Raw genomic sequence first — 17,935 nt, 5'->3', positions numbered from 1 at the left:
CTATGAGCGAAGATCGATCGAGCAACGGGCAGAAGTCTTGGCTGGGTAAGCTCACCCAGGCTTTTGCCCACGAGCCGAAAAACCGTCAGGAGCTGCTGGAGCTCCTGCGCGATGCACACCAGAACAAACTGTTGGACAGCGAAGCGCTGGCCATCGTCGAAGGCGCCATCCAGGTTGCGGACCTGCAAGTACGGGACATCATGGTCCCGCGCTCGCAAATGGTCAGCATCAAGGCGACCCAGACCCCTCGCGAGTTCCTGCCCGCCGTGGTTGACTCGGCCCACTCCCGCTACCCGGTCATCGGCGAAAGCCACGATGACGTGATGGGTGTGTTGCTGGCCAAGGACTTGCTGCCGTTGATCCTCAAGGAGAATGGCGACCGCTTCAACATCAAGGACCTGCTGCGCCCGGCCACCTTCGTGCCCGAGTCCAAGCGCCTGAATGTGCTGCTGCGTGAATTTCGCGCCAACCACAACCACATGGCCATCGTCATTGACGAGTACGGCGGCGTGGCTGGGCTGGTGACCATCGAAGACGTGCTGGAACAAATCGTCGGCGACATCGAAGACGAGCACGACGTCGAGGAAGACAGCTACATCAAGCCGCTGCCCAGCGGTGATTTCCTGATCAAGGCCCTGACGCCGATCGAAAACTTCAACGAGTTCTTCGACAGCGAATTTTCCGACGATGAATTTGATACGGTCGGCGGCCTGGTGATGAGCGCGTTCGGGCACTTGCCAAAACGCAACGAAATCACTGAAATCGGCCCTTATCGTTTCCGCATTCTGAACGCCGACAGCCGTCGGATTCACTTGCTTCGCCTGACGCCTATAGCTCGGTAAAAACTAAGGATAGAAATGCGCTGGATAACCCGCCCCGGCTGGCCCGGTAACCTGCTGGCCGTGGCGGCCGGTGCACTCACCACTCTGGCCTTGGCGCCGTTCGATATCTGGCCGTTGGCATTGCTGGCAGTCGGTTTCTTTTACGCCGGTTTACGCGAACTGAGCCCACGTCAGGCCCTGGGCCGTGGCTGGTGTTTCGGTTTCGGTCTGTTTGGCGCCGGCACCAGCTGGATCTACTACAGCATTCACCATTTCGGTGGTGCTTCGGTGCTGCTGGCCGGTTTCCTGATGCTGATCTTCACGGCGGCGATTGCCTGGTTCTTCGCCCTGCCCGCCTGGATTTGGGCGCGCTGGTTGCGTCGCAATGAAGCGCCACTGGCGGATGCCTTGGCATTTGCGGCGCTGTGGGTTGGCCAGGAAGCGTTTCGTGGCTGGTTCCTCACTGGTTTCCCATGGCTCTATTCCGGTTACAGCCAGCTTGATGGCCCATTGGCCGGGCTCGCCCCCGTGGGCGGGATGTGGCTGATTTCCTTCACCCTCGCCCTGACGGCCGCGCTGATCTACAACGCATTGCGCCTGGTACGCACCGGGCGCAAAGGGTTTATCACGGTCGGCGCGTTGCTGCTGATTGGCCCATGGGTGGCCGGCATGGCACTGAAAGAACACGCCTGGACCAGCCCGGCGGGCCCGCCGTTAAGCGTCGCAGCGATTCAAGGCAACATCGAACAAAGCATGAAGTGGGACCCGGCGCAGCTCAATGCGCAATTGGGGCTGTACCGTGACATGAGCTTTCGCTCCAAACGCGTCGACCTGTTGATCTGGCCGGAAACCGCCGTGCCGGTACTCAAGGAGTCCGCCGAGAGCTACCTGAACATGATGGGTAACTTCGCCGCCGAGCGTAATTCGGCGCTGATTACTGGCATACCGATCCGTCAGGAAGTGCACCACGAGAAACGCTTCTTCAACGGCATTACTGTCGTCGGTGAAGGCGAAGGCACTTACCTCAAGCAGAAACTGGTGCCGTTTGGCGAATACGTACCGTTGCAGGATGTACTGCGCGGGCTGATCGCATTCTTCGACCTGCCAATGTCCGACTTCGCGCGAGGACCGGCCGATCAGCCGATGTTGCAGGCCAAGGGTTATCAGATTGCGCCATTCATCTGCTACGAAGTGGTCTACCCGGAATTCGCCGCCAGCCTCGCGGCCCGCAGTGACTTGCTGCTGACCATCAGCAATGACACCTGGTTCGGCACCTCCATCGGTCCACTGCAACATTTGCAGATGGCGCAGATGCGCGCGCTTGAGGCGGGCCGCTGGATGATCCGCGCCACCAACAACGGCGTGTCCGGCCTGATTAACCCGTTTGGCCAGATTACCGCGCAGATCCCGCAGTTCGAACGCGGCATCCTGTACGGCGAAGTCGTGCCGATGCACAACCTGACGCCTTACCTGCAATGGCGCTCGTGGCCGCTGATCATAGTTTGCGTGCTGTTGTTTGGCTGGGCGTTGATTGCCAGCCGGATGGCCAAGATTGTTTAAGTATCGCTGCGCCTGAAAAAAATCGCAGCCTCGTTTCACTCGACAGCTCCTACAGGGGATTGCGTACTCTGTAGGAGCTGTCGAGTGAAACGAGGCTGCGATCTTTTAATCTTCAGCGATAGAAAAGCGAATACCCGATCTGCCCCACCGCCTCATTCATCAATAGCCCGGACTGCCAGATCGATTTGAATTCCGGCATCCAGCCGCCCAGCGGTCGGGCATTATCCACACCTAAAAATCCTACCGGCGCGGGCACCACTTCAAATCCTGCCTTCTGGAAACTCCAGACAGACCGCGGCATGTGCCAGGCCTGAGTCACGACCACGACCCGCTTGATGCCCTGAGGCAATAACACTTCGGCACTGAACTGCGCGTTCTCCCACGTCGTACGGCTGCGCCCTTCCTGCCAGCGTACTGTCACGCCGAAATCATCGAGCAGCGAGTCCGCCATCAACTTCGCTTCGGTGGGTGGCGTGCCGTAGTGCAAACCACCGCTGGTCAGAACCGGCAAACCAGAAGCCTTGGCCAGACGCGCCGCATATCGCTCGCGCTCCAACCCTACGCCAGTCGGCTGGTCGGCGCCCCAGGCCAGGTCGCCGCGTTCACGCCCGGAACCCAACACCACGATGGCGTCCGCGCGCTGACCCAGCGTCGCCCACTCGTCGCGTGCCAGCGGCGGTTCGCGTTCAAGCGCTTTAGCGCTCCACTGCACCACCACGGGCAAACTCATCAGCCAGAAGCCCCCGCAACCCAAGACAAAGCACACACCCGCAAGCCTTGGCCTTGAGCGGCGCAACCACCACGCAAGAACCAGCAACAGCAAAAGAAGGCCGGGCGGCAACAGAAGTTGTTTCACGAAATATCGAAAAGGCATCGAGCATCTCCAGAGATGCCCGAAGCCTAAGTGGGTTGACGCAAAGCGACAACAAATATGGAAGGACTACGCTTTGGAATGTGTCAAAAGAAGGGGCCAATGGCTCAAGCACCCTTACTTGAATTGCAGAGACCGGACCTTTACCGCATCCCTGCCAGGTACTTTATCCTTGAGCCAGATGATTTTGGCCGAACGTGGTGCGTCGAGTTGCTGCACTGCTGCTGACAAGCATCCACGTGTTTCCCGTTCACTGCGATCCAGATAGGCTTTGACCAATTCAAACTCTGCGGGACTAAGACCACGCAGTTCCAGCTCAAGGGGACGCTCATCGCGCAGCCGACCAGCAGTTTTTGCAACGTCCAGAGCCATGCCCAGACGATCAATCAGTCTTTCGTACAGCTCCGGTTTTGTAGCTTTTTGCCGTGACTCAACCATCCCTCACCTCATTGAAGATATGACTTGCTCCCCATTTAGAGCTTAGCTTCCATGAACAAACCGGCTGAGCGCTGCGACCAACGGCCCTCGCAGCGGTTTTTACAAGACGCGCGACAGTAATCAGGGTTTCCCTCGGTAGAGTGCGGTCATGTATGCTACGGCGCTTCCTGTAACTCCACTTCCAGCTCGTCTGGGCACCAAAACGCCGATTTGGCGTGATCACCGCCCAGCGTTGCATTGAAGAGGATTAGGCCACCCCTATTCAGTTCAAAAGTAGCCATGCACGAACAATATCAGCCCCGTGAAATCGAAGCCGCCGCCCAGTCATTCTGGGATGAGCAAAAGTCCTTTGAAGTCAGTGAACAGCCAGGCAAGGAGACGTTCTACTGCCTGTCGATGTTCCCTTACCCCAGCGGCAAGCTACACATGGGGCACGTGCGTAACTACACCATCGGCGACGTGATCTCCCGCTACCAGCGCATGCAAGGCAAGAACGTTCTGCAACCCATGGGTTGGGACGCCTTCGGCATGCCGGCGGAAAACGCCGCGATGAAGAACAACGTAGCGCCCGCCAAGTGGACCTACGAAAACATTGCCTACATGAAAACCCAGCTGCGCAGCCTGGGCCTGGCGGTGGACTGGTCCCGCGAAGTGACCACCTGCAAGCCGGATTACTACCGCTGGGAACAATGGCTGTTCACTCGCCTGTTCGAAAAAGGTGTGATCTACAAAAAAAGCGGCACCGTGAACTGGGACCCGGTCGACCAGACCGTCCTGGCCAACGAACAGGTGATCGACGGTCGCGGCTGGCGTTCCGGCGCGCTGATCGAAAAGCGCGAAATCCCGATGTACTACTTCAAGATCACCGCTTATGCGGATGAGCTGCTGGAGAGCCTCGACGAACTGACTGGCTGGCCTGAACAGGTCAAGACCATGCAGCGCAACTGGATCGGCAAGTCTCGTGGCATGGAAGTGCAGTTCCCGTACAACGTCGATTCCATCGGCGAAGCCGGCGCGCTTAAAGTGTTCACCACCCGTCCGGACACCCTGATGGGCGCCACCTACGTTGCCGTGGCCGCCGAACACCATTTGGCCACCCTGGCCGCGCAGAACAATCCAGAGCTGCAAGCGTTCATCGCTGAATGCAAGGGCGGCAGCGTCGCTGAAGCCGACGTCGCCACTCAAGAGAAAAAAGGTCTGCCGACCACGTTGTTCGTCGAGCACCCGCTGACCGGCGAGAAACTCCCGGTGTGGGTCGCCAATTACGTGCTGATGCACTACGGCGATGGCGCGGTCATGGCCGTACCGGCTCACGACGAACGTGATTTCGAGTTCGCCACCAAGTACAACCTGCCGATCAAGTCCGTGGTGCGTACAAGCGCAGGCGACACCAACCCGGCGCCGTGGCAGGACGCTTATGGCGAGCACGGCACGCTGATCAATTCCGGTGAATTCGACGGCCTCGATTTCGCCGGCGCGTTCGATGCGATCGAAGTCGCGCTGATCAAGAAAAACCTCGGTGCTTCGCGTACCCAGTTCCGCCTGCGCGACTGGGGCATCAGCCGTCAGCGCTACTGGGGCTGCCCGATCCCGATCATCCACTGCAACACCTGCGGCGATGTGCCGGTCCCGGAAGACCAACTGCCTGTTGTGCTGCCAGAAGACGTCGTGCCCGATGGTGCCGGTTCGCCACTGGCACGCATGCCGGAGTTCTACGAGTGCAGCTGCCCGAAATGCGGTCAGCCTGCCAAGCGTGAAACCGACACCATGGACACCTTCGTCGAGTCCTCGTGGTACTACGCCCGTTACGCCTCGCCAAACTACCAAGGTGGCCTGGTGGAAAAATCCGCGGCCGACCATTGGTTGCCGGTGGATCAGTACATTGGCGGCATCGAACACGCAATTCTTCACCTGCTCTATGCACGCTTCTTCCACAAGCTGATGCGCGACGAAGGCCTTGTGAGCTCCAATGAGCCATTCAAGAACCTGCTGACCCAAGGCATGGTAATCGCCGAGACTTACTATCGTCGCGAAGCCAACGGTGCCTACACGTGGTTCAACCCGGCGGACGTCGAACTCGAACGCGACAGCAAGGCCAAGGTAATCAGCGCCAAGCTGATCGCAGACGGCCTGCCGGTGGAAATCGGTGGCACCGAGAAGATGGCCAAGTCCAAGAACAACGGCGTTGACCCACAGTCGATGATTGACCAGTTCGGCGCAGACACCTGCCGCCTGTTCATGATGTTCGCCTCGCCACCGGACATGAGCGCCGAATGGTCCGACTCCGGAGTAGAAGGTTCGCACCGCTTCCTCAAGCGCGTCTGGCGCCTGGCTCAAGCGCACGTCACTCAGGGCCTGCCGGGCAAACTGGACGTCGCCAGCCTGAACGACGAGCAGAAAGCCATTCGCCGTTCGATCCACCAGGCCATCAAGCAGGCCAGCCATGACGTCGGCCAGAACCACAAATTCAACACCGCCATCGCCCAGGTGATGACGCTGATGAACGTGCTGGAAAAAGCGGCCCAAGGCACCGAACAGGATCGCGCACTGGTTCACGAAGGTCTGGAAACCGTGACTCTGCTGCTGGCTCCGATCACCCCGCACATCTGCCACGAGCTGTGGAATCAACTGGGTCACTCTGAGCCTGTGATCGACGCCGGTTGGCCAGTGCTGGACGACAGCGCGCTGGTGCAGGACAGCCTGACACTGGTGATCCAGGTCAACGGCAAACTGCGCGGCCAGATCGAAATGCCGGCCAGCGCGACACGTGAAGAAGTCGAAGCCGCCGCGCGGGCCAACGAAAACGTGCTGCGCTTTGTCGACGGCCTGACTATTCGCAAAGTGATCGTCGTGCCCGGGAAACTGGTCAATATCGTCGCCAGCTAATTGGACCAGGCGCCGGGCCATGCCCGGCGCCGAGTAAAACCTTTCGGGCCGCCAGATCGGCCCACATGGTTTCAAGGGGAGCAACAAAATGATCAAACGCAATCTGCTGGTGATGGGCCTTGCGGTCCTGTTGAGCGCCTGCGGTTTCCAGCTGCGCGGCACCGGCACCACCGAACTGGCGATTACGGAAATCGACCTGAGCGCCCGCAACGCCTACGGCGAAACCGTGGTGATGCTGCGTCAGGCGCTGGAAAGCAGTGGCGTCAAGGTCTACGCCGGCGCACCTTACAAATTGGTGCTGACCAATGAGCAGAACAACCAGCGCGTCCTCAGTTACACAGGCGGTGGCGGTACCGGCGAATATGAACTGATCACCGTGTTGAACTACGACATTCGTGGGGCACATAACCTGCCGCTGATGAGCGACAAGCTCGAAGTGCAGAAGACCTACGTTCACGACGGCAACAACCTGTTGGGTTCGGATCAGGAAGCGAGCGGCGCTCGCAACGAAAGCCGTCGCGAGCTGGTTCAACGCATGATGCTGCGCCTGCAACAGATCACCCCGGCGCAACTGGACCAACTGCAACAGACCGCAGAAGCCAAGGCCAAGGCCGAAGCCCAGGCGCTGGAAGCCGCACAGAAGGCTGAAGCGAATACTCCGCGCCAGTCGCCTGTCCAGATCCCTCAGCAGTAAAACTTTCGGGGCGTTCCGGCGCCCCGTTTGGCCTCTCTTATGAAACTTGCCCCCGCCCAACTCGGTAAACACCTGCAAGGTGCCCTCGCGCCGGTCTATATCATCAGTGGCGATGACCCGCTGCTGTGCCAGGAAGCGGCCGATGCCATTCGCGCGGCCGCGCGCCAACAGGGCTTCGACGAACGTCAGGTCTTCGCCGCCGACGCCAGTTTCGACTGGGGAACGTTGTTGCAGGCGGGGGCAAGCATGTCCCTGTTTGCCGAAAAACGCCTGCTGGAACTGCGCCTGCCGTCCGGCAAACCCGGCGACAAAGGCGCCGCCGCGTTCATCGAGTACTGCTCACGCCCGGCCGAAGACACGATATTGCTGATCAGCCTGCCCAAGCTCGACGCCAGTGCGCAGAAAACCAAGTGGGGCAAGGCGCTGATCGAAGGTCAGCAGACTCAGTTCGTGCAGATCTGGCCGGTGGATGCCAACCAGTTGCCAAGCTGGATCCGCCAGCGCCTGTCTCAGGCAGGGTTGTCGGCCAGCCAGGACGCGGTCGAACTGATTGCAGCCCGCGTCGAGGGCAACCTGCTCGCCGCCGCGCAAGAAATCGAAAAGCTCAAATTGATGGCCGAAAGTGGGCAGATCACAGTCGAAACCGTACAGGCTGCCGTAGCCGACAGTGCACGTTTCGACGTATTTGGCCTGACCGATGCCATCCTCAACGGTGAAGCGGCCCACGCGCTACGCATGCTGGAAGGGCTGCGCGGTGAAGGTGTCGAACCACCGGTGATTCTCTGGGCGCTGGCCCGGGAACTGCGCCTGCTGGCTAACCTGTCGCTGCAATACAGTCAGGGCGTGCCGCTGGATAAGGCGTTCAGCTCGGCCCGACCGCCGATCTGGGACAAGCGCAAGCCGCTGATGAGCAAGGCGCTGCAACGCTACTCGGCGCAACGCTGGGCACAATTGCTGCTGGAGGCGCAACGGATCGACGCACAGATCAAAGGGCAGGCAGCCGGTTCGCCGTGGATGAGCCTCAGTCGATTGTCGCTGTTGATGGCCGGTCAGCGCCTGACTTTGCCTTCCGAGTAAACACTCCCCTGTGATCAGCGAAAGGTCCTACACAATGTGGGGACTAGACAGAACCACAACTTCGGCCGATGATTTGCCCCGCAAAATCCCCTCACTTGCGAGAAATCATCATGAGTAAAAAGCCATCAACGCATGGCCCCAACAAGGCCAAATCCATCATCGCCCAGCCACTGTTCCGCAGCCGTCAGGAACGAGCCGGCAAGGGCAAAGGCAGCTACCGCCGCGAAGCCTTCCAGTCTAATAGCTGGGAGGCTTCTTACTTTCTGGCTGCGTAAAGCAGAACACCCCTTCTACATGTTAAGGTCTGCACTTGAATCGATTGCCCTGGACTTGTGCATGCCCCTTTGTCTTTCCCGTCGTTGGCCCGTTCGCCAACTGATAGCTGCCTCCAGCCTCATTTTGCTTGTCGCCTGCGCGGAAAAACCGACTGCCGCCGACGCCCAGCCGCTCAAAACCCTTCCTGTCGCGACAGCTCCTGCGGTCTATCCGCCCGCGGTGCCGACGGGTGAAACCCCCGACATCCAGCCCACCCAGTCGTTCGCCGAATGGCAAGCGGGTTTCCGCAAAGACGCACTGGCCGCCGGTATCCGCGCCGATCTGTTCGACCGCGCCTTTGCCGATGTCAGCTTCGACCCCAGCGTGATCCGTGCCGATCGCAGCCAGCCGGAATTTTCCCGCCCGGTGTGGGAATACCTCGATGGCGCCGTTTCTCCACTGCGAGTACGTAAAGGCCAAGCGCTGATCAGCGAAAACGCCACCATCCTGCAAAGCATCGAACAGCGTTATGGCGTCGACCGCCAGGCACTGGTGTCGGTGTGGGGCATGGAGAGTAACTTCGGCCAATTCCAGGGCAGCAAGTCGGTCATCAACTCGCTGGCGACCCTGGCGTACGAAGGCCGGCGCCCGGGCTTTGCGCACGATCAACTGATCGCCGCCCTGCAAATTCTGCAACAAGGCGACATCACACCCGAGAAAATGCTCGGTTCCTGGGCCGGCGCCATGGGCCAGACCCAGTTCATCCCGACCACTTACAACACCCACGCCGTGGATTTCGACGGCGATGGCCGCCGCGACATCTGGGACAGCCCCGCCGACGCATTGGCCTCGACTGCGCACTACTTGCAAAGCTCCGGCTGGCAGAAAGGCCAGCCGTGGGGCTTTGAAGTACGACTGCCAAGCAGTTTCAACTACGTTTTGGCCGATGGCACGATTCGCAAAAGCGTCGCCGAGTGGCAGCAGCTGGGCGTTTCACTGCCCCCAGGGGCTCAGGTTCCGCCAGGCTCGGAACACCTCTCCGCTGCCCTGTTGCTGCCAGCCGGTTATCGTGGCCCTGCGTTCCTGGTCCTCGACAACTTCCGCGCGATTCTCAAGTACAACAACTCTTCGTCTTATGCGTTGGCCGTGAGTTTGTTGTCCGAACGCTTCGACGGTGCAGGACTGATCAGCGGCAGCTGGCCCAAAGATGATTTGCCGTTGAGCCGCACCGAGCGCATGGAACTGCAAAGCCTGCTGAGTGCCCAGAACTACGACGCGGGCATCCCTGACGGAATCATTGGCGCCAACACGCGCAAGGCGATTCGCAGTGCACAACAGTCGTTTGGCTGGCCGGCGGATGGGTATCCGACGCACAAGTTGCTGGAAGGACTGCGTAGCCGCTAAAAAGCATCGCGGGCAAGCCTCGCTCCCACAGATTTTGTGTCGTTTACAGATCTAGTGTGGGAGCGGGCTTGCCCTAATGCCGATCAGTTAAGGCATTGAACGCCGCAATCTTTGTGGGAGCGAGCCTGCTCGCGATGACGGTGGCACAGTCAACATTTGCGTTGCCTGACAATCCGCCATCGCGAGCAGGCTCGCTCCCACAGGTTTTGCGCCTTAACTGATCGGCATTAGGGCTTGCCCGCGATAGCTGACTATCAGACGCTAAAGGGCTTACCGCCTGACCACCACATCCTGCTCCAACACCAACTCCTTCTTCCCCGCATCCAATCGAACCAACGCCCCCATCGGCAACGTCAGGTTCGGATCACAATGACCACTACGCCACCCGGCCAGTACCGGTATCCGTAACGGCTCGAAGGTCTGTTTTAGCAATTGCTCCAGCGCTGCTGCATCGACCCCTGCCACATCCCCCACCAAAACCCCACGAAGCTTGCCCAGCGCGCCAGCCAGCCGCAGATGGGTCAGTAGCCGGTCAATGCGATACAGCGGCTCGTTGACGTCCTCGATCAGCAAGATGACGCCCTCGGCGTCCAGCTCGTACGGCGTGCCCATGGTCGCGGCAATCATCGACAGGTTGCCACCCAGCAAACGCCCGTGAGCGATACCGGGCTCGATCGTGGTCAACGGCCAGGCTACCGGGTGCGAAAGTACGCTGCCGGCCTTCACCTGCCCTCTGAGCATGTTGAAAAACGACGACTCGGTAGGCTTCTGCTTGTCGCCCAGCAAATCGGCATTGAGCAGCGGGCCATGAAAGGTCACAAAACCGGCATAACGGCTGATCGCCAAGTGCAGCGCCGTGATGTCGCTGTAGCCGATGAACGGTTTGGCGTTGTTTTGCAGCAGTTCGAAATCAATTCGGTCGAGCAAACGCGGTGTGCCGTAACCGCCACGCAGGCAGATAATCGCATCGACTTCTGTGTCAGCGAACGCCGCGTGCAGATCATTGAGCCGCACCTCGTCACTGCCGGCCAGATACCCATCCTGTTCATACACCCCGGGAAACACCCGCAACGCATAGCCGCGAGCGCGCATCCAGGCGATAGCTTTGTCAGTGTCCAGCCCGGCGGGACCGGCGGGGGCAATCACGCCGATCAGCCCTTCCGACGGCAAGGCCGGAACAGGTTTATGCGGATACAGCGTGTGGGTCGGTCGAACGGTCATCCATGAATCTCCCTGCGCGAAAATCTTCAGCACACAGTAGTCAGGAACGGGGACAAACAGAAGAGGGTCAGTCGCCCGCAGGTTGCAGGAAAAAACACTGGCTGGCGTAGGCCAGGCAAAAAAACGCCCGCAAGGCCTGAAAAGCCATGCGGGCGCCTTTTATGTCACCGCCAAATTACAAGGACGATATCAGCTCAGCTTTGACCAACTTCGCCTGCTCATCGGCATGGTACGAGGAGCGTACCAACGGGCCGGACGCGACGTTCTTGAAGCCCATCTTGTAACCTTCCTCGGCAAACCAGGCGAAGGTGTCCGGGTGCACAAAACGCTGCACCGGCAAGTGGCTGCGGGACGGTTGCAGGTACTGGCCCAGGGTCAGCATGTCGATGTCATGTTCGCGCATGCGCTTCATGACTTCGATGACTTCTTCGTCGGTTTCGCCCAGGCCCAGCATCAGGCCGGACTTGGTCGGAATGTGCGGCATCATCTGCTTGAAGCGCTGCAGAAGGGTCAGCGACCACTGGTAATCCGAACCCGGACGCGCAGCCTTGTACAGGCGCGGCACGGTTTCCAGGTTGTGGTTGAACACATCTGGTGGCTCGGCAGCGGTGATTTCCAGCGCCACGTCCATACGGCCACGGTAATCCGGGACCAGGGTTTCGAGCTGTACGTTCGGCGACAGCTTGCGGATCTCGCGGATGCAGTCGGCAAAGTGCTGGGCACCGCCGTCACGCAGGTCGTCGCGGTCTACCGAGGTGATCACTACGTATTTGAGCTTCAGGTCGGCGATGGCGATGGCCAGGCTTTCTGGCTCGTTGACGTCCAGTGGTTTCGGACGGCCGTGGCCGACGTCGCAGAACGGGCAGCGACGGGTGCAGATGTCGCCCATGATCATGAACGTCGCGGTGCCGCCGGAGAAACACTCGCCCAGGTTCGGGCAGGACGCTTCCTCGCACACGCTGTGCAACTTGTGTTTGCGCAGCAGGGCCTTGATGCGGTCGACTTCCGGGGATACCGGGATGCGGACGCGAATCCAGTCGGGTTTCTTCGGCAGTTCGGTGGTCGGAATGATCTTCACCGGGATACGTGCAACCTTCTCGGCGCCGCGCAGCTTGACGCCGGCTTCAACCTTGGCACGCGGGGCCGGACGCTCGGTAACATCAAGCGTCGGGATCATGGTTTGCACTGCATCAGTAGTCATATCAGTCGATTCCGCCCGTTAGGGTCGTCTGCTCAGCATAGTCGAGGTGTTTGACGAGCTGCGCGCGCAGCCGGGCACTTACCTCGGCAAATTCAATCGATCCTGCGTGATCGCTCAGCTGGGTCATCGCCAGCCCGGCGTATCCGCAGGGATTAATCCGTCGAAACGGTTCCAGGTCCATGTCCACGTTCAGGGCCAAGCCATGAAAGGAACAACCATGGCGGATCCGCAGACCCAGGGAAGCGATTTTCGCCCCGTTGACGTAGACACCCGGCGCGTCTGGCTTGGCGGCGGCAGTGACGCCGTAACTTGCCAACAGTTCGATCAGGCAGAGTTCCATGCGGGTGACCAGGTCACGCACGCCAAACCCCAGCTTGCGCACATCCAGCAGCAGATAGGCCACCAGTTGGCCAGGCCCGTGATAGGTTACCTGACCACCACGGTCGACCTGTACCACCGGAATATCCCCCGGCAGCAACAGGTGCTCGGCCTTGCCGGCCTGACCTTGGGTGAACACTGGCGGGTGCTCGACCAGCCAGATCTCGTCGGCGGCGTCGCTGCCGCGTTCGTTGGTGAAGCGTTGCATGGCGTGCCAGACCGGCTCGTAAGCCATCTGGCCGAGCTCACGAAAGCCCAGCGTGCCAGACATCACAACACCATGTGCACGAAGCCGGTAGCCCGCAGTTCGCTGTTGATGTTGTACAGCTGGTCCTGGTCGGTGGCGACGATGTGTAATTGGATGGTGGTGTATTTGCCGTTGCTGCTTTGGCGCTCGTCAACACGCTCATCGTTGATGGTGGCGTGTTTTCTGACGATATTGATGATCTTGTCCTTGTTACCCACGCCCGTGTCGCTGATCACCTTAACCGGGTAATCAGTGGCAGGGAATTCGATCTTTGGTGCCTTTACTTCGGTATCGGTCATGGCGTAACGGCCTCGTAAGCGTAAGCCGTGGCGACAACAAAGCCCCGCGCCGGATCAGCACGGGGCCTTGCAGGAGCACACTATCAGTTGAACATGCTGTAGAAGAATAGACGGATGCTATCCCACATACGGCGGAAGATACCACCCTCCTCGACAGCGTCCAGGGCGATCAGGTCGGCGCTGTGCACCACCTTGTCTTCCAGCTTCACTTCGACTTTACCGATCACGTCGCCCTTGGCGATTGGCGCAATCAGCTGCGGGTTCATGGTCATGCTGGCAGCGAGCTTTTTCAGCTGGCCTTTTGGCAGGGTCATGGTCAGGTCTTCAGCCAGGCCGGCCTTGACTTGATTGGTCGCGCCTTTCCAGACAGGGGCCTGAGCCAGCTCGGCGCCTTTCTGATAGAAGGTCTGGGTTTCGAAGAAGCGGAAACCGTAAGTCAGCAGCTTCTGGGTTTCGGCGGCGCGAGCCACTTCGCTGCTCGTGCCGAACACCACGGCGATCAGACGCATGCCATCACGTACAGCCGAAGACACCATGCAGTAGCCGGCTTCGTCGGTGTGACCGGTTTTCAGACCATCGACGGTCTTGTCGCGCCACAGCAACAGGTTGCGGTTAGGTTGCTTGATGCCGTTCCAGAAGAACTCTTTCTGCGAGTAGATCGCGTAGTGAGCCGGGTCTTCGTGGATGATTGCGCGAGCCAGTACGGCCATGTCATGAGCCGACGAATAGTGCTCCGGGTTCGGCAGACCGGTCGGGTTCATGAAGTGGGTGTTGGTCATGCCCAGATCGGCCACGGTTTTGTTCATCACGTCGGCGAAGGCGTCTTCGCTGCCGGCGATGTGCTCGGAGAGCGCAACACTGGCGTCGTTACCCGACTGAATGATGATGCCGTGCAGCAGGTCGCTGACAGTCACCTGCGAGCCCACCTTGATGAACATCCGCGAACCGCCGGTACGCCAGGCATTTTCGCTGACGGTCACCGGGTCGTTTTCGCCGATCTGGCCACGACGGATTTCCAGGGTCGCGATGTACGCGGTCATCAGCTTGGTCAGGCTGGCTGGCGGCAGACGCTGGTCACCATTGTTCTCGACCAGCACGTTGCCGCTGCTGGCATCCATGAGCACGTAGGCTTTGGCGGCCAGTTGTGGTGGAGCTGGCATCACCTCGAGCGCGAACGCAGCCGGTGAGAGGAGCAGCGGGACTAACAGGAACAGGCGTTTGGCAAAGGTGGTGATGTTCATCCGTCTCTCGAAATCGCTAATGGAAACTGCCCAGGGGCAAAACTAATCAGACAGCTTTCTAACGAGCTGTCGCGTGTTCAGTTGTTCACTCAGAACCCTTGCCGGGCTTTTGTTCTTTAACGAGCCAACAACCAGGTTCACCCCCTTAAACCGCAAGTGAACCGTCAATCAAGTACTACGTATTACTCGGCGGTGACCACGCTCGGCGAACCGAGATTAGCCATGCGCACGCTGTTCTGCACTTGCTGGATTTCACCCGGAGAGCCTATCGGCCCCAGGCGCACCCGATGCAGTGTCTGTTGGTTGCGCACGATCGAGCTGATGAACACCGGGGCGCTCACCATCCCGCTGAGCTTCGATCTCAGGAGTTCTGCAGCGTCCGGGTTGGCGAACGCGCCCACCTGCAGATACTGGCCAGAGGCTGGTACAGAAGCGTTTTTTTTTGCATCCAGCTGAACAGGCACGACGGCCGCAGCGTGTTGCTGCGCCGGAGGCGTCCATTGCTCGACGGTACCGGCCGAAGCCGTAATCACCGGGGCGCTATTTTGCGCGACTTTCGGCTCGTTGAGCATCAAAGGCGCTGGGCGGCCTTTTTGGGCCCACCACTGTTGCGGGTCGATACCCTCGACCTTGACCCGCGCCGTGCCGGTTTCGGCATAACCGAGCTTTTTGGCGGCGGCATAGGACAAGTCGATGATACGGTCCGAATAAAAAGGCCCACGGTCGTTGACCCGCAGGATCACGCTCTTGTTGTTGTCCAGGTTGGTCACCCGGACGTAACTCGGCAGTGGCAACGTCTTGTGCGCGGCACTCATGCCATACAGGTCGTAGACCTCGCCATTGGCGGTGTTCTGGCCGTGGAACTTGGTGCCATACCAGGACGCCGTGCCCGAGGCGACGTAAGTCTTGGATTCTTGCAGCGGGAAGTAGGTCTTGCCCAGAACCGTGTACGGGTTGGCCTTATAAGGGCCGGAGTGCAGGGTCGGCGTGGCATCCGGGATGCGTGATACGTCAACATCCCACCACGGCGCGCCATCTTTGTGGGCGCGGTTGATGTCCAGCCCCGGCGCCGGGCGCACGGCAGTGGACGAGGATTTCTGAGCGGGTGCGCGACTGGTCGAGCAACTGGCGAGCAGCACCGCCAACGCGGCGAAAGCCATGAACTTCAGGGGTTTATTCATAGGCAATGCCCGCATTACTTGACGCCCCGTGCTTGGACCAGCTGTTCAGACAGTTGATGTACGGCCATGGCGTACATCACGCTGCGGTTATAACGCGTGATCGCATAAAAATTCTGCAGGCCCATCCAGTATTCGGGGCCATTGTCACCTTCCAGGCGGAAAGCCGTAACCGGCATATCATCGCGCAGCGCATCATGACTTGACCACCCCAGAGCCCGCAACTCCCCTGCGGTTTTAGTCGGCTCGATGCCTGTGGTCAAACCGTCGTCCACCTGCTCGCCACGGACATCGGCGCGGCTGACCACCGGTTCGCCGGCGACCCAACCGTGACGCTTGAAGTAACTGGCGACACTACCAATGGCATCGTCGGGATTGGTCCAGATATTAATGTGACCGTCACCGTCGAAGTCCACCGCATACGCGCGAAAACTGCTCGGCATGAACTGCGGCAATCCCATGGCACCTGCGTAGGAGCCCTTGAGGGTCAACGGATCGACCTGCTCTTCCCGGGCCAGCAGCAAGAACTCACGCAATTCCTTACGGAAGAATTCAGCGCGGGGAGGATAGTCGAAGCCCAGGGTCGACAATGCGTCGATCACCCGGTAATTGCCGGTATTGCGGCCGAAAAAGGTTTCTACGCCAATGATCGAGACGATCACCTGCGCCGGCACACCGTATTCCTGCTCGGCACGCGCCAGCACCGCTTCGTGCTGACGCCAGAAGTCCACACCACGGGCGATACGCGCATCGGTGATGAACATCGGGCGGTATTCGTTCCATTGTTTGACCCGTTCGGCGGGTTTCGAGATCGCGTCCAGGATCGACTGCTTGCGCTCGGCTTCGCGGAACACGCCCATCAGCTGTTCACCGGCGAAACCGTAATCGCGGGTCATTTCACCGACGAATTCAGCCACCTGGGGTGAGCCTTCGTACTCGCCGGCCAACGCGTGCTGCGTTGTGCCAAGGATGCTTACCAGGCCGACCCATGGCGCGTATCGAGTCACCCAGCCACGCATTACTTGCATTGAAATCTTCACCTTATTCAAACCTGTGCGATCCACTTACGATGGGTATGGATCGACATCAAAACCCCAAACGCTGACAGCAGCGTTACCAGCGAAGTTCCTCCGTAGCTAATGAACGGCAACGGCACCCCCACCACCGGCAACAGGCCACTGACCATACCGATGTTGACGAAAACATAAACAAAAAACGTCATGGTCAAACTGCCCGCGAGCAATTTGCCGAACAATGTCTGGGCCTGAGCAGTAATCACCAGCCCGCGACCGATCAACAGCAGGTAAATCAACAGCAACGCGCAAATGCCGACCAGGCCGAACTCTTCGCCCAATACCGCAATAATGAAGTCGGTATGGCTTTCCGGCAGGAAGTCCAGGTGCGACTGGGTGCCCAGCAGCCAGCCCTTGCCAAACACACCACCGGAACCGATGGCGGCTTTCGACTGAATGATGTTCCAGCCAGTCCCCAACGGATCGCTCTCCGGGTCGAGGAACGTCAGGATTCGCTGCTTCTGATAGTCATGCATGATGAAAAACCACATCGCCACGGCCACCGGCACGGCAGCCGCCAGCACGCTGATGATCCAGCGCCAGCGCAAGCCCCCCATGAACAAGACGAACGCGCCACCCGCGAGGATCAGTAGCGATGTCCCCAGGTCCGGCTGACGCACGATCAAGATAAATGGCAAGCCAATCAGAAATAGACTGACCGCAACGTGCTTAAGCTGCGGCGGCAAGGTGCGCTTGGACAAATACCAGGCGATGGTCGCCGGCATCAGGATCTTCATGAATTCCGAGGGCTGGAAGCGGATCACGCCGGGGATGTTGATCCAGCGCGTGGCGCCCATGGCGTTGTGGCCCATGACGTCCACCACCACCAGCAACAGCACACCGAGCACATAACCGACCGGCACCCACCGCGCCATGAAACGCGGCTCGAACTGCGCGATGACGACCATCGACACCAGGCCAATACCAAACGAAGTGGCTTGCTTGGCCAGCAGGTCCCAGCTCTTGCCGCTGGCCGAATACAGCACGAACAGGCTGCCGGCGGCGAGGGTCAGCAACAAAATGAGCAACGGCCCATCGATGTGCAGGCGTTGCAACAGCGTCGCGCGGCGACGCATCACATCTTCGCTTGA

General features: G+C 59.6%; 17 protein-coding genes. 7 read left to right on the top strand and 10 right to left on the bottom strand.

Features of this window, described 5'->3' with window-relative positions; translation table 11 throughout:
* Window positions 1-2 precede the first annotated feature (2 nt).
* Entirely contained in the window at window positions 3-842 is an 840-nt protein-coding gene (locus KGB06_RS29695) for an HlyC/CorC family transporter (protein ID WP_223521987.1), read from the top strand.
* Window positions 843-857: 15 nt separating this feature from the next.
* Window positions 858-2,381 carry an apolipoprotein N-acyltransferase gene (lnt, locus tag KGB06_RS29690; protein ID WP_223521985.1) on the top strand — a complete coding sequence of 508 codons (1,524 nt, stop codon included), beginning with the start codon at window positions 858-860 and terminating at the stop codon, window positions 2,379-2,381.
* Window positions 2,382-2,493: 112 nt separating this feature from the next.
* On the opposite strand, the gene KGB06_RS29685 is transcribed toward lnt, so the two are convergent.
* Together KGB06_RS29685 and KGB06_RS29680 are read right to left on the bottom strand one after the other, a co-directional pair.
* Window positions 2,494-3,255: a YdcF family protein gene (locus KGB06_RS29685; RefSeq protein ID WP_223521983.1), complete on the bottom strand. Its 762-nt coding sequence runs from the start codon at window positions 3,253-3,255 to the stop codon at window positions 2,494-2,496.
* 114 nt (window positions 3,256-3,369) lie between these two features.
* The gene (locus KGB06_RS29680) at window positions 3,370-3,690 is read right to left on the bottom strand and encodes a hypothetical protein (RefSeq protein WP_223521981.1); all 321 of its coding nucleotides are present in this window, start codon (window positions 3,688-3,690) and stop codon (window positions 3,370-3,372) included.
* Window positions 3,691-3,969: 279 nt separating this feature from the next.
* On the opposite strand from KGB06_RS29680, the gene leuS reads away from it, so the two are divergent.
* The 5 genes from leuS to KGB06_RS29655 all read left to right on the top strand — a co-directional run bounded on the left by leuS (window position 3,970) and on the right by KGB06_RS29655 (window position 10,006).
* Window positions 3,970-6,576 carry a leucine--tRNA ligase gene (gene leuS / locus KGB06_RS29675; RefSeq protein ID WP_223521979.1) on the top strand — a complete coding sequence of 869 codons (2,607 nt, stop codon included), beginning with the start codon at window positions 3,970-3,972 and terminating at the stop codon, window positions 6,574-6,576.
* Window positions 6,577-6,664: 88 nt separating this feature from the next.
* Complete coding sequence (lptE, locus tag KGB06_RS29670) at window positions 6,665-7,270, top strand: LPS assembly lipoprotein LptE (RefSeq protein WP_223521977.1); 606 nt, start codon at window positions 6,665-6,667, stop codon at window positions 7,268-7,270.
* A 39-nt stretch (window positions 7,271-7,309) separates the two neighbouring features.
* Window positions 7,310-8,347, top strand: a complete 1,038-nt coding sequence (gene holA / locus KGB06_RS29665; protein ID WP_223521975.1) for a DNA polymerase III subunit delta — start codon at window positions 7,310-7,312, stop codon at window positions 8,345-8,347.
* 110 nt (window positions 8,348-8,457) lie between these two features.
* Entirely contained in the window at window positions 8,458-8,622 is a 165-nt protein-coding gene (gene arfA / locus KGB06_RS29660) for an alternative ribosome rescue factor ArfA (RefSeq protein WP_007946659.1), read from the top strand.
* Window positions 8,623-8,683: 61 nt separating this feature from the next.
* Window positions 8,684-10,006, top strand: coding sequence for a lytic murein transglycosylase (locus tag KGB06_RS29655; protein WP_223521973.1), 1,323 nt, complete (start codon window positions 8,684-8,686; stop codon window positions 10,004-10,006).
* Window positions 10,007-10,276: 270 nt separating this feature from the next.
* Here KGB06_RS29655 and KGB06_RS29650 read toward each other — a convergent pair whose 3' ends face one another.
* From KGB06_RS29650 to rodA, 8 genes are all read right to left on the bottom strand, one after another.
* On the bottom strand, window positions 10,277-11,227 hold the full coding sequence (locus KGB06_RS29650) for an LD-carboxypeptidase (protein ID WP_223521971.1): 951 nt from the start codon (window positions 11,225-11,227) through the stop codon (window positions 10,277-10,279).
* Between the two features lie 175 nt (window positions 11,228-11,402).
* Window positions 11,403-12,428, bottom strand: coding sequence for a lipoyl synthase (lipA, locus tag KGB06_RS29645; RefSeq protein WP_008035102.1), 1,026 nt, complete (start codon window positions 12,426-12,428; stop codon window positions 11,403-11,405).
* Window position 12,429: 1 nt separating this feature from the next.
* Window positions 12,430-13,077, bottom strand: a complete 648-nt coding sequence (gene lipB / locus KGB06_RS29640) for a lipoyl(octanoyl) transferase LipB (protein ID WP_223521969.1) — start codon at window positions 13,075-13,077, stop codon at window positions 12,430-12,432.
* Entirely contained in the window at window positions 13,077-13,352 is a 276-nt protein-coding gene (locus KGB06_RS29635) for a DUF493 domain-containing protein (RefSeq protein WP_223521967.1), read from the bottom strand. The genes lipB and KGB06_RS29635 overlap by 1 nt, the downstream gene beginning before the upstream one ends.
* A gap of 83 nt (window positions 13,353-13,435) precedes the next feature.
* Window positions 13,436-14,593 (bottom strand): D-alanyl-D-alanine carboxypeptidase family protein, encoded by a 1,158-nt coding sequence (locus KGB06_RS29630; protein ID WP_223521965.1) that lies wholly within the window; start codon window positions 14,591-14,593, stop codon window positions 13,436-13,438.
* 182 nt (window positions 14,594-14,775) lie between these two features.
* Window positions 14,776-15,789: a septal ring lytic transglycosylase RlpA family protein gene (locus KGB06_RS29625; RefSeq protein WP_223521964.1), complete on the bottom strand. Its 1,014-nt coding sequence runs from the start codon at window positions 15,787-15,789 to the stop codon at window positions 14,776-14,778.
* Complete coding sequence (gene mltB, locus KGB06_RS29620; RefSeq protein ID WP_223521963.1) at window positions 15,789-16,799, bottom strand: lytic murein transglycosylase B; 1,011 nt, start codon at window positions 16,797-16,799, stop codon at window positions 15,789-15,791. The genes KGB06_RS29625 and mltB overlap by 1 nt, the downstream gene beginning before the upstream one ends.
* 17 nt (window positions 16,800-16,816) lie before the next feature.
* Window positions 16,817-17,920 (bottom strand): rod shape-determining protein RodA, encoded by a 1,104-nt coding sequence (gene rodA / locus KGB06_RS29615; protein ID WP_223522044.1) that lies wholly within the window; start codon window positions 17,918-17,920, stop codon window positions 16,817-16,819.
* Window positions 17,921-17,935: the final 15 nt, after the last annotated feature.

Source organism: Pseudomonas sp. GL-B-19, from assembly GCF_019956415.1.
GTDB lineage: Bacteria > Pseudomonadota > Gammaproteobacteria > Pseudomonadales > Pseudomonadaceae > Aquipseudomonas.
The sequence above is the reverse complement of the archived record's forward strand: the minus strand, read 5'-3'. Positions and strand labels throughout refer to the sequence as shown.

What these genes read in the sequence shown, in the direction of transcription:
- KGB06_RS29695 (WP_223521987.1), top strand. Translation starts at nt 3, where the DNA reads ATGAGCGAAGATCGATCGAGCAACGGGCAGAAGTCTTGGCTGGGTAAG.
- KGB06_RS29680 (WP_223521981.1), bottom strand. Translation starts at nt 3,690, where the DNA reads ATGGTTGAGTCACGGCAAAAAGCTACAAAACCGGAGCTGTACGAAAGA.
- lipB (WP_223521969.1), bottom strand. Translation starts at nt 13,077, where the DNA reads ATGTCTGGCACGCTGGGCTTTCGTGAGCTCGGCCAGATGGCTTACGAG.
- KGB06_RS29635 (WP_223521967.1), bottom strand. Translation starts at nt 13,352, where the DNA reads ATGACCGATACCGAAGTAAAGGCACCAAAGATCGAATTCCCTGCCACT.
- KGB06_RS29630 (WP_223521965.1), bottom strand. Translation starts at nt 14,593, where the DNA reads ATGAACATCACCACCTTTGCCAAACGCCTGTTCCTGTTAGTCCCGCTG.
- KGB06_RS29650 (WP_223521971.1), bottom strand. Translation starts at nt 11,227, where the DNA reads ATGACCGTTCGACCGACCCACACGCTGTATCCGCATAAACCTGTTCCG.
- KGB06_RS29685 (WP_223521983.1), bottom strand. Translation starts at nt 3,255, where the DNA reads ATGCCTTTTCGATATTTCGTGAAACAACTTCTGTTGCCGCCCGGCCTT.
- rodA (WP_223522044.1), bottom strand. Translation starts at nt 17,920, where the DNA reads ATGCGTCGCCGCGCGACGCTGTTGCAACGCCTGCACATCGATGGGCCG.
- arfA (WP_007946659.1), top strand. Translation starts at nt 8,458, where the DNA reads ATGAGTAAAAAGCCATCAACGCATGGCCCCAACAAGGCCAAATCCATC.
- lnt (WP_223521985.1), top strand. Translation starts at nt 858, where the DNA reads ATGCGCTGGATAACCCGCCCCGGCTGGCCCGGTAACCTGCTGGCCGTG.
- KGB06_RS29625 (WP_223521964.1), bottom strand. Translation starts at nt 15,789, where the DNA reads ATGCGGGCATTGCCTATGAATAAACCCCTGAAGTTCATGGCTTTCGCC.
- lptE (WP_223521977.1), top strand. Translation starts at nt 6,665, where the DNA reads ATGATCAAACGCAATCTGCTGGTGATGGGCCTTGCGGTCCTGTTGAGC.
- leuS (WP_223521979.1), top strand. Translation starts at nt 3,970, where the DNA reads ATGCACGAACAATATCAGCCCCGTGAAATCGAAGCCGCCGCCCAGTCA.
- lipA (WP_008035102.1), bottom strand. Translation starts at nt 12,428, where the DNA reads ATGACTACTGATGCAGTGCAAACCATGATCCCGACGCTTGATGTTACC.
- KGB06_RS29655 (WP_223521973.1), top strand. Translation starts at nt 8,684, where the DNA reads ATGCCCCTTTGTCTTTCCCGTCGTTGGCCCGTTCGCCAACTGATAGCT.
- mltB (WP_223521963.1), bottom strand. Translation starts at nt 16,799, where the DNA reads ATGCAAGTAATGCGTGGCTGGGTGACTCGATACGCGCCATGGGTCGGC.
- holA (WP_223521975.1), top strand. Translation starts at nt 7,310, where the DNA reads ATGAAACTTGCCCCCGCCCAACTCGGTAAACACCTGCAAGGTGCCCTC.